16 protein-coding genes are annotated in these 15,153 nt (G+C 59.2%); 5 read left to right on the forward strand and 11 right to left on the reverse strand.

What is annotated here, in order from left to right:
- Positions 1 to 19 precede the first annotated feature (19 nt).
- On the forward strand, positions 20 to 1,492 hold the full coding sequence (locus ACMX25_RS00245) for an amidase (RefSeq protein ID WP_414947580.1): 1,473 nt from the start codon (positions 20 to 22) through the stop codon (positions 1,490 to 1,492).
- A gap of 14 nt (positions 1,493 to 1,506) precedes the next feature.
- Here the strand turns inward: ACMX25_RS00245 and ACMX25_RS00250 are convergent, their stop codons facing one another.
- From ACMX25_RS00250 to ACMX25_RS00265, 4 genes are all read right to left on the reverse strand, one after another.
- Positions 1,507 to 2,592, reverse strand: a complete 1,086-nt coding sequence (locus ACMX25_RS00250) for an SAM-dependent methyltransferase (RefSeq protein WP_414947581.1) — start codon at positions 2,590 to 2,592, stop codon at positions 1,507 to 1,509.
- Between the two features lie 50 nt (positions 2,593 to 2,642).
- Complete coding sequence (locus tag ACMX25_RS00255) at positions 2,643 to 3,425, reverse strand: DUF1295 domain-containing protein (protein ID WP_414947582.1); 783 nt, start codon at positions 3,423 to 3,425, stop codon at positions 2,643 to 2,645.
- Between the two features lie 335 nt (positions 3,426 to 3,760).
- Complete coding sequence (locus ACMX25_RS00260; protein ID WP_414947583.1) at positions 3,761 to 3,946, reverse strand: hypothetical protein; 186 nt, start codon at positions 3,944 to 3,946, stop codon at positions 3,761 to 3,763.
- A gap of 256 nt (positions 3,947 to 4,202) precedes the next feature.
- Positions 4,203 to 5,459, reverse strand: coding sequence for an MFS transporter (locus ACMX25_RS00265; RefSeq protein WP_414947584.1), 1,257 nt, complete (start codon positions 5,457 to 5,459; stop codon positions 4,203 to 4,205).
- Positions 5,460 to 5,791: 332 nt separating this feature from the next.
- Between ACMX25_RS00265 and ACMX25_RS00270 the strand changes: the two genes are divergently transcribed.
- The 3 genes from ACMX25_RS00270 to ACMX25_RS00280 all read left to right on the forward strand — a co-directional run bounded on the left by ACMX25_RS00270 (position 5,792) and on the right by ACMX25_RS00280 (position 8,127).
- The gene (locus ACMX25_RS00270) at positions 5,792 to 6,004 is read left to right on the forward strand and encodes a hypothetical protein (RefSeq protein WP_047895387.1); all 213 of its coding nucleotides are present in this window, start codon (positions 5,792 to 5,794) and stop codon (positions 6,002 to 6,004) included.
- An 84-nt stretch (positions 6,005 to 6,088) separates the two neighbouring features.
- Positions 6,089 to 7,153 carry a serine/threonine protein kinase gene (locus tag ACMX25_RS00275; protein WP_414947585.1) on the forward strand — a complete coding sequence of 355 codons (1,065 nt, stop codon included), beginning with the start codon at positions 6,089 to 6,091 and terminating at the stop codon, positions 7,151 to 7,153.
- Positions 7,154 to 7,401: 248 nt separating this feature from the next.
- Entirely contained in the window at positions 7,402 to 8,127 is a 726-nt protein-coding gene (locus tag ACMX25_RS00280) for a PepSY-associated TM helix domain-containing protein (protein ID WP_414947586.1), read from the forward strand.
- Positions 8,128 to 8,240: 113 nt separating this feature from the next.
- Here ACMX25_RS00280 and ACMX25_RS00285 read toward each other — a convergent pair whose 3' ends face one another.
- The 3 genes from ACMX25_RS00285 to ACMX25_RS00295 form a co-directional block, all read right to left on the reverse strand.
- Positions 8,241 to 8,741 (reverse strand): GNAT family N-acetyltransferase, encoded by a 501-nt coding sequence (locus ACMX25_RS00285; RefSeq protein ID WP_414947587.1) that lies wholly within the window; start codon positions 8,739 to 8,741, stop codon positions 8,241 to 8,243.
- Entirely contained in the window at positions 8,734 to 9,018 is a 285-nt protein-coding gene (locus ACMX25_RS00290) for a type II toxin-antitoxin system TacA family antitoxin (protein ID WP_414947588.1), read from the reverse strand. The genes ACMX25_RS00285 and ACMX25_RS00290 overlap by 8 nt, the downstream gene beginning before the upstream one ends.
- 136 nt (positions 9,019 to 9,154) lie before the next feature.
- Complete coding sequence (locus ACMX25_RS00295) at positions 9,155 to 10,279, reverse strand: PepSY-associated TM helix domain-containing protein (RefSeq protein ID WP_414947589.1); 1,125 nt, start codon at positions 10,277 to 10,279, stop codon at positions 9,155 to 9,157.
- Between the two features lie 498 nt (positions 10,280 to 10,777).
- On the opposite strand from ACMX25_RS00295, the gene ACMX25_RS00300 reads away from it, so the two are divergent.
- Positions 10,778 to 11,401 (forward strand): hypothetical protein, encoded by a 624-nt coding sequence (locus ACMX25_RS00300; RefSeq protein WP_414947590.1) that lies wholly within the window; start codon positions 10,778 to 10,780, stop codon positions 11,399 to 11,401.
- 60 nt (positions 11,402 to 11,461) lie between these two features.
- On the opposite strand, the gene ACMX25_RS00305 is transcribed toward ACMX25_RS00300, so the two are convergent.
- The 4 genes from ACMX25_RS00305 to ACMX25_RS00320 are packed head-to-tail and all read right to left on the reverse strand — an operon-like array spanning position 11,462 to position 15,095.
- The gene (locus ACMX25_RS00305) at positions 11,462 to 12,481 is read right to left on the reverse strand and encodes an XdhC family protein (RefSeq protein WP_414947591.1); all 1,020 of its coding nucleotides are present in this window, start codon (positions 12,479 to 12,481) and stop codon (positions 11,462 to 11,464) included.
- Positions 12,454 to 12,999, reverse strand: a complete 546-nt coding sequence (locus tag ACMX25_RS00310; protein WP_414947592.1) for a CoxG family protein — start codon at positions 12,997 to 12,999, stop codon at positions 12,454 to 12,456. Before ACMX25_RS00310 ends, ACMX25_RS00305 begins: the two co-directional genes overlap by 28 nt.
- The gene (locus ACMX25_RS00315) at positions 12,990 to 14,201 is read right to left on the reverse strand and encodes a vWA domain-containing protein (protein WP_414947593.1); all 1,212 of its coding nucleotides are present in this window, start codon (positions 14,199 to 14,201) and stop codon (positions 12,990 to 12,992) included. Before ACMX25_RS00315 ends, ACMX25_RS00310 begins: the two co-directional genes overlap by 10 nt.
- A 6-nt stretch (positions 14,202 to 14,207) precedes the next feature.
- Positions 14,208 to 15,095: an AAA family ATPase gene (locus tag ACMX25_RS00320; RefSeq protein ID WP_414947594.1), complete on the reverse strand. Its 888-nt coding sequence runs from the start codon at positions 15,093 to 15,095 to the stop codon at positions 14,208 to 14,210.
- Positions 15,096 to 15,153 lie beyond the last annotated feature (58 nt).

Raw genomic sequence — 15,153 nt, forward strand, 5'->3', positions numbered from 1 at the left:
CATCAAAGTAGGGGGAACCTTGCAGTCCGAGTATCTCGATTACGACGCGATCGGCCTGGCCGAACTCGTGCGCAACGGCCAGGTCAGCGCGCGGGAACTGATCGATACAGCCATCGCGCGCGCCGAAGCCGTCAACCCCGCGCTCAACGCGATTGTCCTGAAGGACTATCAGGCGGCCCGCAACCGCGCGAGCCGCAACGGTCGCGATGGTTCCGGCACGTTGGGCGAAGGTCCGCTCGCGGGCGTCCCGTATCTCATCAAGGATCTCGGCGCGCCGGTCGCGGGTTTGTGCATGTCCATGGGCTGCCGCCACTTCCAGCATTTCACGCCCACTGCAGATTCGCCGATCGTCGCGCGCTCGAAGCAGGCGGGACTCAACATTTTCGGCAAGACCAACACGCCCGAAATTGGCCAGATGCCGTACACCGAACCTGAGTTGTTCGGACCCACGCGTAACCCGTGGGGACTCGACTACACCGCCGGCGGCTCCAGCGGAGGAGCGGCAGCGGCTGTAGCGGGCGGCGTTGTCCCGCTCGCGCACGCGGCGGATGGCGGCGGGTCGATCCGCATCCCGGCGTCGTGTTGCGGGCTGTTCGGCTACAAGCCATCGAACGATGTCCAACCGCAACCGCTGCCCGCACCCGGCGATTTAACGGTGGATCACGCCGTGTCGCGCAGTGTCCGAGACAGCGCCCTGCTACTCGACCTCACGTCGTCAGGGCAATCGGGCGCTTTCCATAAGGCTGTCGGCGAGCCGTGCGGGCCGTTGCGCATCGGCTATATGGAAGATCCACAGTTGGCCGGCGCGTTATCGGCGGATATAAAAGCCGCTCTCGACGACGCCGCCAAGCTCGCCGAATCATTAGGCCATCGTGTGGAACCCGCGTCTTTCGGGCTCGACTTTGGCGCGATTGCGCACGCGTTCCTCGTGATGTGGTCAATACAGGCCGAAGAGATCGTGCTGCACGCTGATCGCATCAGTGGTCAAAAGCCGAGGCGCGGTGATTTTGAGATTGCGTCTTGGACCATGGCGCATATCGGCCGGAAGATCGGCGAGCGCGATCTCCCGGCTGCGCTCGACACGCAGCGTCAGGTCGCGGCGCAGATGGCTACGCTGATGACACGCTATGACGTCTTGTTGACGCCTACGCTTGCCGGCGCGCCGTTCAGGATCGGCGCCAAACAGCCGACGCAATTCGAGCGCTTCCAGATGCACGTTTTATCGACGGTTCCGATCGAGCCGTTGTTGCGGCGGATGCTGGCGATTTCGTCGAAGAAGGCGTTTGACTGGGCTGGCTGCACGGAGCTTTTTAACTTTACCGGTCAGCCGGCGATGTCCGTGCCGCTCTATTGGAACGCCCGCGGCATGCCGATCGGCGTGCAGTTCGCGGGGCGGAGAAACGACGATGCCACGTTGTTCCGGCTGGCGGCGCAGCTTGAGGCCGCGAGGCCGTGGTTCGCCCGCCGCCCGGCGTTGATGTCGGCGAGGTGAAAGGCCTAAGGCTACTAGCCTGAACGCTTCGAGAATCGATAATGCGCGACGCCCCATTCGTTGCCGCCGGCGTAGCCGAACAACTCGGCTACAGCCATATAGAACATGCGCCAGCGCTGAAACCAGATACCGGCGTTAGCCGTACCGTATGTCTCGACCATCATCGGCATTAGCTCGCTGCGCGCCGCGTCCAGATTCTCCAGCCAATGATTCGCCGTCTTTTCATAATGCGCGCCGCTCACCCACCACCGACGGTCAATGGTGAGATCGTCCTGAAAATGCAGTAACAGCGCCTCGGACGGCATGGTCCCGCCGGTGAAAAAGTACTTCGACATCCAGTCGCCGCCGTCCTTCACTTCAAAGTGATAGGCCAGCGTGCGATGCGCAAACACATGCACAAAAAGCTTGCCGTCCTCACGCATCCAGCCTGAAATCTTGTTCAGCAATAACCGATAGTTCTTCATATGCTCGAACATCTCGATCGATAAAACGCGGTCGAATCCTTCGCCGAGCAATGCCGGATCAAATTGGAAATCGACGATATTCCCCGTCACCACGCTTAAGTTTGTAATGCCGCGCTCGGCAGCCTCGTCCTCGATAAACTCGCGCTGCCCCCGCGAATTCGATAAAGCCACGATCTCCGAACGCGGATAAGTTTCCGCCAGCCATAACGAAAGCGAACCCCAGCCGCAACCGAGATCGAGAATGCGCTGACCGTCGGTGAGTTGCGCGCGGACGGCATATTCCTCGAGCATGGCGCGCTCGGCCTCATCGAGCGTTTCCGATCCCGTCCGATACAAACAGCACGAATACTTCAGATGCTCGCCCAAATGGCCGTAGAAAAACGCTGCCGGCAATTCGTAGTGCTGCGTGTTGGCGGCTTGCGTTTCGATTGCGATCGGACTTGCGCGCAGTTCATCGACCAGACGATTAAAGCGCTTTGAACGCGCTTCGCCATCGTCGATGCCTTCATCGCGCAGACGCTGCTTCATCAAGTGGCGCATCCCGAGGCGCACGAGCGAATCCGGAATCCGGCCGCGCTCACACCAGTTGATTAGCCAGCTTTCAGTCGGCACTTCTCGTTCTTGTGGTTCTGACATAACCGCTTGCGATGGCAGGTCGCTCATGTGGGATCTCTCGCTATTATTATTTAAGGATGACGCGGCGGCCACGGAATCAATGCGCTGGTCGTACGCATGTAATCGGCATATCCCGCGCGCTTTTTAGCCGATTCCGCTTCGACCATGGGTACGCCTGATACTTTCATCAGAAGCCACGCCATGAGTACGGGCGGCAACAGCATCGCGAAAATCCAGGCTCCCACGCCTATCGCGAGCGGAATATACGCGACCCAATGCACGCATTCGAAGAAATAGTTCGGGTGCCGCGAATAACGCCACAGGCCAGCGCGGCAGACAGCGCCGTGATTCGACGGGTCCGCTTTGAACGCGCGCAATTGTTGATCGGCGAGCGCTTCTCCCGCAATCGATATCACCCAGATCACCGCAGCCAGCGCGACCCACGCGGCGCCCGGCGGAGTGGCACGATAGGCCGGCACGAAAAACGCGAGTGACAGCAGCATCGAAATCACGACCTGGACCTGGAAGAACCAGAACATTTTCTTGTTGGCATCGGCGCCCCATTGCTCGCGGAACTTGTGATAACGCGGATCTTCGGCGTGACCCGCATTGCGCTTCCACAAATGCACACCGAGCCGAATGCCCCAAACGAATCCGCCGATTCCCACAATGATTCGCGTGTGCAAATCGCCATCCGCGAGCACGGCGACCAGCATCGCGATGACGCCGAGCGACATCGCCCAGACTGGATCGACCATCCCGGCATTCTTCGATTTAACTTGCCACGCCCACACCGCCGTGAAAACGACGATGAGCGCGATAAAAGCGATAACAGCAACGGTAAGCGCCGCCATGGGGTCCTTGATGTCGATTTTTGTTCGATGATATAAATGGCATCGACTGGAGAGCGATTGACTTGGCCTTGATTGACTTGACCTATTTACGCACGATGTCCTCCGGCGGATGCGCCGGTGCGAGACAGGACAGCTATAGTTAAAGCCAAGCGTCGACGTTCAGAGCGAACGTGAGCACGGGATATTCCCGACATGAAGCAGACACGAAGCAGACGTGAAGCGAGGACACGGGAACAGCACGTCTTTCGACGCCCGGTTTCCGCTTTACAGGCGTAGCAACAGAAGCCGAGACAATGACTCGGACCCGCCGCCGCGCCAATCAGTCCGTCGGGTTACTAAACCAGCGCCGGCAGTCCTTCCACCAGCAGGAACGCAACCAGCACGCCCAGCAACGCCCCAAATACGCGTAGTGTGTTTTTCCGGAATTGCGTGGCGCACGGGACGGCACCGAGAAAGAGGATGCCTGCGAGGGCCATCGGGATAATCAGGATGAAATCGCCGACCGTGAAGTATGTGGTCATACTCGTCTCCCATCATTCGTGCTCAGCGTCCACCTGGTTGCGTGAGACGTCGCACTGTCGATTTGAGTATAGGCCCTTGTTTGACGGATATATGTGCTGCTTTCCGCAAACGTTGGCCAGGGACTAATGAAATTCCATATGGAGCAAGCGTTTCAGGCCAGATGTTTTAAGCGGATACGGAAATACCCTCATTTCCCAGTATTTACAACCAACTTTCATTACATTCGCGCGTGAATCTAAGTGATCAAATAAGCGCTCAAGCATTTATGTGACGTTCTATTCGGCGCAAATACTCCGCACCGCCCAAACCGATTGCCAGCAGCACGAATACAAAGCCGCTTACGCCCGGCCATCCGGCGACCGTCCAGAAATGCCCACCCCATGAACCAAGCACGCTAGAGCCGATGTAATACGCGAGCAAATACAGCGCGGCTGCCTGACCTTTAGGGCCCTTCGCCAACAAGCCGATCCAGCCGCTTGCCACTGCATGGCCTGCAAAAAATCCGAATGTCATGCACGCGATACCCGCGATCACCACGGGCAGCGAACTCGACAACGTCAACGAGACGCCAAAAATCATCAGCAGAAGCGCGGCAATCAGGACGCGGCCACGGCCGAATATATCGGCCATTTTCCCGGACCACGGCGACGCCACCACACCCGTCAGATACACCACGAAAATTGCGCCAATCTCCGTCTGGCTCAGGTTGAACGGCGCCGCGATCAATCGATACCCAACGTAGTTATAGAGCGTCACGAAGCTGCCCATGAGCACGAAACCCATCAGGATCACGCAGCGCAGGCCGCGGTTTTTCAGATGCCCGGCGAGCGCCGTGCGGTGATGGCGAAACCCCATTCCCGCGCGCGGCACGAAACGTCGCGACGGCGGCAAGAGCGCACGAAACGCGAGCGTGGCAAGCAGCCCAAGCACCCCAATTCCGCCGATAGCCACGCGCCACGAGAAACAGTCCGCGAGTATTCCGCTGATCACGCGGCCGGCCATTCCGCCGATGGCCGTGCCGCCGACATAGAGTCCCATCGCGAGGCCGAGGCCTTCGGGTTGCACTTCCTCGGCAAGATAGGCCATCGCAACAGCCGGCACGCCCCCGAGCGCCAACCCTTCGAGCGCGCGCACGAACAGCAGCGCGTGCCAGCTCGGCAGAAACGCCACGATGATCGTCAGCAGCGACGAAGCGGTCAGCGATAGCGTCATCAGCCGGTGCCGGCTCCAGCCCTCTGAAACAAAGCCGGCGATAAATATCGCCACGGCGAGTGAAGCCGTCGTCACCGATACCGACAACGCACTTTCCGCCGGACTCACGCCAAACGTCTTGGTGAATTCCGGAAGGAGCGGTTGCACACAGTAGAGCAGCGAGAAGGTGGCGTAGCCTGCAAATAGCAACGCGATCGCCGCGTGCCAGTAAGCACGCGATCCACGTTCGAGATGGGGCAAGGGATCGGGGGAAAGCGAAGAGGACGAAGCTGACCGGGACGGCGCCGGCGATGAAGTCACAAAGATATCTCCGGTGGCGAAGGCCATAACGATACCGTGATCGTCGGGGTTTTGCCGGACGTTGCACCATGCGCTTTCAATCGACTTTCAAAAAGCGATTGAACCGCAAATACGTTGTTTCAATGCAATGCAAGTTTTCGCCCCACGCGAATTGATGCGCTAAAGTAGAACATCGTTTCAGCCGAAATCATCGGGATAGGACTGCGGTTTGCAGGCATTCGAGGAATGACGCGCGGCACTTGAGTTTCGTGCACAGGGCCTCACGCTCCTGTGCTTCATGCAGAACCGACCGGCACGCGCACTGTTTTGCCGGCACACCTCGGGGAGTCATCATGCAAATTGGTTCAATCGTTCGCTCCGTCCATATCGCTGTGCCACAAGGTGCGCGCGGGATCGTCATGCGGATTCTCGGCGACATGGCGATGGTCGCCTGGTACGCCGACGAACCCGGCACGTCGGAGTTGCTAAACACGGAACCGTTCTTCCTCGAAGATCTGATCGATACCGGCGAACTGGTTCGCCCTACTAACGCGCTGATGCATTGAGGAATCAGCGCGTTTCAGAACTCTGTTTCACAGTAACCGCGCATCGCTGATGCTTCCACCCGCGATGCGCGTCACAATGCAGGGATGAACTCGAACCATTCCGATGCATCGCGCACGTCCGCAGACAGCCCCTCTCTCTCCGGCGACGACGCTAATCTCCCGCCTCCCCCTTTCGCCGATCTCACGCCCGAGCGTGTGCTCGATGCGCTTGACAGCGTCCTCATGCCGCTCGGCGAGCGTACCGACGGCGGCATGCTCGCGCTTAACAGCTACGAAAATCGGGTGTATCAGGTCGGCATGGAAGACGGACCGCCGATGGTCGCAAAGTTCTACCGGCCGTTGCGATGGTCCGACGACGCCATTCTCGAAGAGCACGCTTTCGTTTCGACGCTTTATGAGCGCCAGATTCCGGCGGTACCGGCTCGCGTGCTGAATGGCGCGTCGCTGCATACCTTCGAGGGTTTCCGGTTTTCGATTTTTGAACGACGCGGCGGGCGGGCTCCGGACATCGACCGGCCCGAGACGTTGGAGTGGCTTGGGCGGTTTATCGGGCGGATTCACGCGGTCGGACAGATCAAGCCGTATGTGGAACGGCCAGCGCTCGATATCCAGACGTTTGGATACGAGCCGCGGGAATTTTTGCTCTCGCACGGTTTTGTGCCGAAGGACGTGCGGGAAGCGTATGAAACCGTGGTGAAGATGGCGCTGGAAGGTGTCGAGCGATGTTATGAACGCGCCGGCGATGTAAAAAGCATCCGACTGCACGGAGATTGCCATCCGAGCAACGTGTTGTGGACGGACGCGGGTCCGCATTTCGTCGATTTCGACGATAGCCGCATGGCACCCGCTATCCAGGATTTGTGGTTGCTGCTGCCGGGCGACCGTCCGGAGGCGTCGCGTGCATTGGGCGATTTGCTGGCCGGATACGAAGATTTCTGCGATTTCGAGCCGCGCGAGCTGCATCTGGTCGAAGCGTTGCGCACGCTGCGGTTGATTCACTACGCGGCGTGGCTGGCGCGTCGCTGGAACGATCCGGCGTTTCCGGCTGCATTTCCGTGGTTCAACACGCAGCGGTATTGGGAAGACCGGATTCTGGAGTTGCGCGAGCAGGTTGGCGCGATGGAAGAAGGGCCGCTCTGGCCGGTTTAACGGGCTTTTCATCGGCCATTCGCGGGTGTTTCTTTGCCATGGCCGACGCGCCTCTCCTGCGTCGGGCGTTTGTTGGCCGTCTAACACGGACTGTTGAAGATTTTCAATGTTCGTGTAATGATAATAATTCTCATTTGAAAGCTTGACTCCGCTGACGAGCTTGCCTCTGGCTTGGCGGCTTATTAGCTGTATCGATGAGAAATCCATCCGCAGCATCCCCTTATTCGCACTGCCCTTTGGAGAGACGCGTGAACGCGCCTGAAACTCTTGAATCCGCGTCGAACGTGACCACCATGCCGTACGCGCCGCGCGGCGGCCGCCTGTTGGATGACGCCGAACAATTCGCCCGGAAACAACGTTCGCGCCGCGCAACCTTTATCAAATGGCTTCGCAAAGTGCATGGCTGGGTCGGTTTGTGGGGCGCGGTGTTGGGGTTGCTATTCGGGACGACGGGTTTTCTGCTGAATCATCGCGCCGGTCCGCTGAAGATTTCGAGCGGCGAACCGCAGGTTTCGCAGATGCAAATGGCCGTGCCCGCGCAAGGCCTCAAGTCGCCGATGGAACTCGGGAAGTGGCTCAAGCAGGAACTCAAGCTCGACGGCAATATCGGCCGGCCGAAACGTGAGGCGGCTCACACGGTTGGATGGGGCGATCAGAAGACCATGCAGCCGGAATTGTGGACGGTGGCGGTGGCGTCGCCGGGCGGGTCGGTCGCGGCGGAATACTGGGTGGGGAATGGGTTTGTATCGGTGAAACGCACCGAGAACAGTTTTCTCGCGACCATGAGCAATCTGCACAAAGGCGTGGGATTGAGCGTGGGCTGGGTGCTGCTCATCGATACCTTGGCGGGCAGCATTATTTTGCTGTCGCTGACAGGCGTGTTGCTGTGGACCGAGTTGAATAAACGCAAGACGGTGGGCGCGGTGATTGTGATGGCGTCGATTGTCGCGATGGTTTGTATGGGGTTGATGTGAGCAGTAGTAAGCATTAGTGCTTGAATGTCAAACCAGCGGCTTCCATAGCGCCACCTACTCGTCAGCAATCCGTGAGCAATCGGAAAACCCCGCCATCGACGCGTTCGATGCTCTCAGATTGATCCGCGCACCGCCGCCAACGGCAAGAACATCGTCAACGGCGTATCGGGTAGCGCAATAAAGCCGTGATGCGCGTAAAACGCCGCAGCCGTTTCATCTTTCGCATCGACTACAAGCGCAAACGCCGCAATTTCCGAGCGCGCGGCACGCTCAAGCGCATCAGCCAGCAACGCGCCGCCAAGCCCTTGCCCCTTGAACGCCTGATCGACCGCCAGACGCCCCATGCGTATCGCCGGAACACTCGGGTAGCGCGGCAACTTGTTCGCCGTCGCTCCGGGAAGCTCTGCCAACAACACACTGGTCGCTGCTAACGTGTAATAACCGGCCACGCGTTGCTCGCCGTCCAGCGCCACGAAGCACGCGGCAACCCGGCGCCGTACGTCCTGCGTAACCTGTTGAAGGAAGTAGCGATTCAACGTCTCTGAATCGCTCGCGAACGTCGTTCGTTCCTGCTCGCTCTCAAGCGCTACGACTCGATAAGGCGCGCTACTCATCGGCACCCAGCAGCTTGCGCCGGCGTGCGAACGCGCGCTTGAGCGCAGGCGTGGGCTTGGGCGGGGACAGCAACGCCTGCGCGAAACACGCCTGATCGGCCAGCGACAGACGCATCACCTCCGCTTGCTCAATCGCGCGCTGCGCCGCGTCTTGCACCGCCGCAACCACGAAGTCAGTCATCGTGCGCCCCTGCAGTTCGGCCGCGCGCTTGAGCATAGTGTGCAAATCGGTGCTGATACGCGCTTCGAGTCGGGCAGTGGATTGGACGGTGGGCATAGTGAAATCCTCCTGTATTTGCATAGAATACGGCAATCCGCCGTACATTTCAAGACAATTGATCTCTCCGTTGCCGCGTATGACGAACCAACTTCGACGTGCAAAGTTGCTGCACGCACGCCGCCATTTGTTGAAGTCAGAACGCCCCTCTCTTTCTATTTCCGTTCCCGCGCGATAACCACAGATAAAGCCCGCTCCCCAACACGACAATAGTCAGTACATCGAATGCCGCCCAGAAGACCTTCAGCGGCATGCCGCCGAAATCGCCGAAATGCAGTGGTTGCGAACCGAGCAGCAGTTTCAGATACCACGGCAATTCACGCGAATCCGTGAGCGCACCCGTTTCTGCATCGATTAGAACCGGGCGCAGCAATCGCGTCGTCAAAATGCCATCGCCGCGCATGAAAACCGTGTAATGGTGCGGACTGCTGAAACGCGTACCGGGAAAAGCGACGAACGATGGAATCATCGAAGGCGCTGTGTCGCGGGCGATCTTGATGGCTTCATCGACGGATGCCGTCGCCTTCACCGGCGGCTTGCCTTGATAAGGCGCAAGCATTTGCGCGAGTTGATCGTTGCGCCAGGCATCGAGGAGGAGATCGGCGAGCGTGTTGATCGACCCCGTTACGCCGACCAATAGCGCCCACACGAGCGTCAACATGCCCAGCGCGTTATGGCCATCGAGCCAGGCGATTCGACGCGACTTTTTGATCCGTACGCGACCGAGACCGACCTTCTTCCAGAACGGCAGATAGACGATTACGCCCGAGATAATCGCCATGACAAAACTCACGCCCATCGCGCCGAAAAACAGCTTGCCAGGCAAGCCGGCGAACAAATCCACATGCAGTTTCAGCAGAACGAATTTCAGCGATCCTTTCCCCGGTGGTGCGCCCAGCGCCTGAGCGGTGCGAGCATCGACGGTCGTGCTTTGAGTATCGTCGGGCGGCGTATCGGCGCGCGGCGCTGTGACGATGATCGGAAGCATTGGCTCATCCGGTTCCCAAATCATGTATTGCGGCACGTGGTCCGGGTTCTTTGCCAGTGCTGAATTCAGGATTGCGTCGTAACTCGCGCGGGCGCTGGATTGATGCGCGGGGAGTTCAGGCGCTTCGATGCCATCGCCTAAAAGCACATCGAGCTCGTGGCCGAACACGAGCGGCAATCCCGTCAGGCAGAGCAACAGCATGAACGCCGTGCAAACGATGCTCGTCCATCGATGAATAAAGGACCAGATGCGAAGGGATTGCGGAGAGGGCATGGAGCGATGGGGGGGTCGTCAGTTCGGTGGCGAGAAGCGGCGCGGCGACAGGAATAAATGCATCGCTGGCGAATTTGATCGGAGATGGACGTTGGAGGCGGTACCGACCCGTCTGGAATCGGTGGGTTTACATCGCTCAAATGAGAATGATTATTATATACGGCGAGTGTGAGGCGGCGTTCAATTTGCTTAATCTTTACGTTTCGCCGATAGGTGGTGGAGATGGGGCCGCGCCTTCCACCCCCGATTGAAACTCTTTGCGACCTTCGACAGCAAACAAAACGAAACGATCCTGGTCCGCACAACATGTACCATCGAGGGTTCAATCCTCGCGCAACTCTTTCGCATCGCTAAATTTTTCACAATCGACTATGTCCAACCACCACGTCCTCATCTGCCTCCCCACCTACAGTGAAGAAGTGCACATCAACTTCGCCTTCTCTCTACTGGACTTGACTCACGCATTGACCAAATCTGGCGCGACGTACGAGACGTTGCATGTTGCGTCGTCGCAGATCATTCGCGCACTTCTTCGCGAATTATTTCTTGAATCACCCTAAATTCACGCATCTGCTTTTCCTCGATACCGACATGAAGTTTCCCGCCGAAGCTGTCCTCAAGCTTCTGGCCGCGAACAAAACGCTCTCGGGCGTTGCGTATCCGTTTAGACGCTTCAGTTTGGATCGTGCCGTAGAGCCCGGCGATGCCGGCCTCTGCATGCATCAATGGCTGGAAAGCCATGCCGACTACACGTTTGCGCCTATTACCAATGCGGACGGAGATCTCGACTTCGCGAATGGATTTGCTGAAGCGCGGCACATTGGCACCCGCGTTTTCCTCGCACAGCGAGAAGCGTTTGAGGTAACGAAACCCTTCTCCGATTGCTATTCGCCGCCGAAACAATATGCGTCGTTGCTACCCAGCGGCAAGTTCTACGGATTCTTCGAAACGATTGAAGAAGACGGCGTTTATCTGGGTGAAGACGTGTCGTTCTGCATCCGCGCGCGTCAGGCGGGATTATCGATTTGTGCACTGATTAATCAAACCGTGGTCCATTACGGCGCGTCGGAGGTATCCGGCCAATACCTTCAATCCATGCGGCTCAACGGCAAAGTGACCTGACTCTCACGAACGCCGCGCTGGTGTTTGAAGCGATCCAAAGCGCGGCAATACCGCATCAATCTATATCCCGCAAACCTCCCCCGTTCCTTCAAGTTCCCGCGCCGCTTTCGCGCCTTCAACCTGCAGAATAGTCGGCAACGAAACACCGTTTTTAGCCGCCGTTACCTCAGCGAGAATAGACACCGCAATCTCCGGCGGCGTCCGGCTGCCGATATAAATCCCCACCGGTCCATGCAGACGCGACAACTCGGCATCGGAGAGATCGAACTCTTTCAGCCTTTCCCTGCGTGCCGCATTGTTCTTCCGCGATCCCAACGCGCCGACATAAAACGCCGGCGTCTTCAACGCCTCCATTAATGCGAGATCGTCAAGCTTCGGATCGTGCGTCAATGCGATCACCGCACAGCGTTCATCGAGTTTCATTTCCATCACGGTATCGTCGGGCATGGTGCGCACGATCTTCGTGCCCGGCACATCCCATTCGTCCGTGTACTCCTCACGCGGATCGCACACCGTCACGTGATAATCCAGCCCGACCGCGATGCTGCATAAATACCGCGACAACTGCCCCGCGCCAATCACGAGCATCCGATACCGCGGCCCGTGAATAGTCGAGAGCGTGGTTTCATCGAACGTAACGCCATCTGTTTCCCGCGCCGCTTCCAGCTTGACGGCGCCGTTGTTCATATCGAGCGTGCGTGTCACCAGCCGTCCCGCGAGAACGGCCTCGCACAATTCCGCGATACCGCTCGCCATCGACAAGGGTTCAAGCACCAGTTGAATGGTCCCGCCGCAAGGCAATCCGAACCGATGCGCTTCTTCCGCCGAGATTCCATATTTCACGCTTTCGGGCTTCGTCTGCTCAATACCGCGCTGCCTGACGCGCTCGATCAAGTCGTCTTCAATACACCCGCCCGACACCGATCCCATCACCGCGCCGTCATCGCGCACGGCGAGCATCGCGCCTTCTGGCCGGGGCGACGAGCCCCAGGTTTTCACCACCGTCACCAGCAACACGCGATGCCCACGTTCGAGCCATCGCGCGCTGTTTCTCAGGACTTCGAGATCCACGCTGTCCATGATCTTTTCCCCTTCTTCTCTTCACCTGCATCGTCCGCAGAATCGGCGCCGAGTTCACTTTCGGTATCGTCGCCCTGCGTCAACTGCGCACTGAAGCGCTTGAAAAATTCCCCGGCAATCTTCCGGGCCGCGCCATCCACGAGCCGCGAGCCGATCTGCGCGAGCTTGCCGCCCACCTGGGCATTCGCCGTGTAAGACAACATGGTTGAATCCGCATTGTCGCCCGGTTCCAGATTGACCTTCGCCTGCCCCTTGCCGAAACCGGCCGTGCCGCCTTGCCCCTCGAACACGATGGTGTACGTGTGCGGCGCGTCGATGTCCACCAAATTCATGCGTCCCTTAAATTTCGCTTTCACGGGTCCAACCGATGCCGTCATGGCTACCGCATACGCATTTTCGCCATCGGCTTCGATGCTTTCGCAACCCGGAATGCACGCGCGCAAGATTTCGGTATTGTTCAGCGCTTCCCACGCAACATTCTGCGGCACGGGCAGATTATGCGTCTCGGTCAGTTCCATGATGTGTCTCCGGCTGATTTCCGGTCTGCTCGACGCGTGACCGCCGCGAGCTCCCGGCCGACAGCGTTCAGGCTGTCGAGGTTATGAGCCGCAAGCATCGCATCGACATGCGGCAGGATCGCCCGCACGCCCCGCGCGCGCGGGGTGAAATCGGTGTATCGAAGCAACGGATTGAGCCACACCAGCCGATGCGCAAAACGGCGCAGACGTTGCATCTCGGTTTCGAGGACATCGATTGCTTCGTGATCGAGCCCGTCCGTGACAAACAGAACCGTCGCCCGACCGCTCAGCACACGCCGCGCCCAGCGCCGGTTGAACTCGGCCAGCGCCGCGCCAATCCGCGTGCCGCCCGACCAGTCGACGACCTGATCGGAGATCGCGGCGATCGCCACGTCGGGATCGCGTTCGCGTAACGCGCGCGTGGCGTTGGTCAGGCGCGTGCCGAACAGGAAAACCTGCAGGCGTTCGCGCGATTGCAACAAAGCATGGCAGAAGTAAAGCACAGCCCGGGAATACGCGCTCATCGACCCGGAAATGTCGAGCAACAGGACAAGCGGTGGGCGGCGTTCGACCACTTTCTTGTATTTCCACGTTGTCCAGTCGCCGCCCGAGCGCACCGCGCTCCGGGCGCTGGCGCGCAAATCGGCGTGCGTGCCGTGCGATGCGGTTTTTAAGCGGCGTGTGGGCTCGGTGGCAAGCGGCATTCTGTGCGAACGAATTTGATGCCGAAGCGCGCGCCATTCATCGGATGTAAGGGTGTCGAAATCGCGATGGCTCAACCGTTCTTGCGCGCTGAACGTAAAACGCGCGTGGAGATGTTCAACGTTATCCGGCTGTTTGTTCGGCGGCTTCAGTTCAGCCGCGCGTGCGGCGAGGGCATCGGCGAGACGATTGTTGCGCTTGGGCGGCGGCACGCCGTTCGTCACTTTTGGCAGCAATAACGCGCGCAGTTTCCCTTCCCAATCGGGATCGCGCCAGAAAAGATCGAAGGCCTGGTGGAAGAGTTTGCGCTCATCGGGCGCGTGGACAAGCAGCGCGGCGAGCGCGGCGCGGACATCGTCGCGACGGGTGATATCGATCCAGCGCAGCGCTTCGAGCGCGTCCACGCTGTGGGCCGGCGACATCGCCAAACCCGCGCCGCGCAGCAATCGCACGAAATGCACGACATTGCGCGCAAGTGTTGGGGTTTCAATCGTTTCCATGGTCGTTCATGCAGGTGCGGCGAGGCACTGCGCGATCTCGGCGGCGTCCACGCGCACGAGATCGTCCTGGTACTTCAGCAGTACGCCCAATGTGTCCTGCACCGATTGCGGATCGAGCTCGCTGACAGAAAGCGCCGCCAACGCTCGACACCAGTCGATAGTCTCCGCCACGCCCGGCGCCTTGAACAAATCGAGCGTCCTCAACCGATGCACAAACGCCACCGCTCGCACCTGCAAGTCCGCGCTGGCCTCGGGCGCGCGCGCGGCCACAATCTGCAGTTCCACATCGCGAGCCGGATACCCGATCCATTGATATAAACAGCGCCGCTTGAGCGCGTCGTGGACCTCGCGCGTGCGATTCGATGTCATCACGACCAGCGGCGGCCGCTCGGCGCGCACGGTTCCGTATTCGGGAATCGAAACTTGAAAATCCGACAGTAACTCGAGCAGGAACGCTTCGAACGGTTCATCGGCGCGATCGATTTCATCGATGAGCAAAACGCGTCGAGTGCCCGGATTCAACGGGTCGGGCAAAAGCGCTTGCAATAATGGGCGCTTGAGCAGGAACTCGCTTCTATAAAGCGAATCGTTCGAAGGTTGTTCGCCAGAGGATTCGGCCACGCGCAGCGCCATGATCTGGCGCGGATAGTCCCATTCGTAGAGCGCACTGGCTGTGTCGAGACCTTCGTAGCATTGCAGCCGCAGCATTTGCGTCCCGAGCATGCCGGCAGCCGCCTTCGCCAGCTCGGTCTTGCCAACGCCCGGTTCGCCTTCCAGAAATAGCGGGCGCTGCATTTTCAGCGCAAGAAAAAGCCCCGTCGCGAGTTCTCGGCTGGCGAAGTATTGCTGCCCGCTCAGCGCGGCGAGGGTTTCATCGATGGATGCCGGGTCCATGAGGTTCCTGGGTCTTGGGTAGGTCGGTGTTTATTTCGCTCACGCCGGGAGAACCCCA

The organism is Caballeronia eucalypticola, assembly GCF_047608185.1.
GTDB lineage: Bacteria > Pseudomonadota > Gammaproteobacteria > Burkholderiales > Burkholderiaceae > Caballeronia.

What these genes read in the sequence shown, in the direction of transcription:
- ACMX25_RS00250 (WP_414947581.1), bottom strand. Translation starts at nt 2,592, where the DNA reads ATGTCAGAACCACAAGAACGAGAAGTGCCGACTGAAAGCTGGCTAATC.
- ACMX25_RS00255 (WP_414947582.1), bottom strand. Translation starts at nt 3,425, where the DNA reads ATGGCGGCGCTTACCGTTGCTGTTATCGCTTTTATCGCGCTCATCGTC.
- ACMX25_RS00260 (WP_414947583.1), bottom strand. Translation starts at nt 3,946, where the DNA reads ATGACCACATACTTCACGGTCGGCGATTTCATCCTGATTATCCCGATG.
- ACMX25_RS00270 (WP_047895387.1), top strand. Translation starts at nt 5,792, where the DNA reads ATGCAAATTGGTTCAATCGTTCGCTCCGTCCATATCGCTGTGCCACAA.
- ACMX25_RS00275 (WP_414947585.1), top strand. Translation starts at nt 6,089, where the DNA reads ATGAACTCGAACCATTCCGATGCATCGCGCACGTCCGCAGACAGCCCC.
- ACMX25_RS00285 (WP_414947587.1), bottom strand. Translation starts at nt 8,741, where the DNA reads ATGAGTAGCGCGCCTTATCGAGTCGTAGCGCTTGAGAGCGAGCAGGAA.
- ACMX25_RS00290 (WP_414947588.1), bottom strand. Translation starts at nt 9,018, where the DNA reads ATGCCCACCGTCCAATCCACTGCCCGACTCGAAGCGCGTATCAGCACC.
- ACMX25_RS00295 (WP_414947589.1), bottom strand. Translation starts at nt 10,279, where the DNA reads ATGCCCTCTCCGCAATCCCTTCGCATCTGGTCCTTTATTCATCGATGG.
- ACMX25_RS00300 (WP_414947590.1), top strand. Translation starts at nt 10,778, where the DNA reads ATGTTGCGTCGTCGCAGATCATTCGCGCACTTCTTCGCGAATTATTTC.
- ACMX25_RS00305 (WP_414947591.1), bottom strand. Translation starts at nt 12,481, where the DNA reads ATGGACAGCGTGGATCTCGAAGTCCTGAGAAACAGCGCGCGATGGCTC.
- ACMX25_RS00310 (WP_414947592.1), bottom strand. Translation starts at nt 12,999, where the DNA reads ATGGAACTGACCGAGACGCATAATCTGCCCGTGCCGCAGAATGTTGCG.
- ACMX25_RS00315 (WP_414947593.1), bottom strand. Translation starts at nt 14,201, where the DNA reads ATGGAAACGATTGAAACCCCAACACTTGCGCGCAATGTCGTGCATTTC.
- ACMX25_RS00320 (WP_414947594.1), bottom strand. Translation starts at nt 15,095, where the DNA reads ATGGACCCGGCATCCATCGATGAAACCCTCGCCGCGCTGAGCGGGCAG.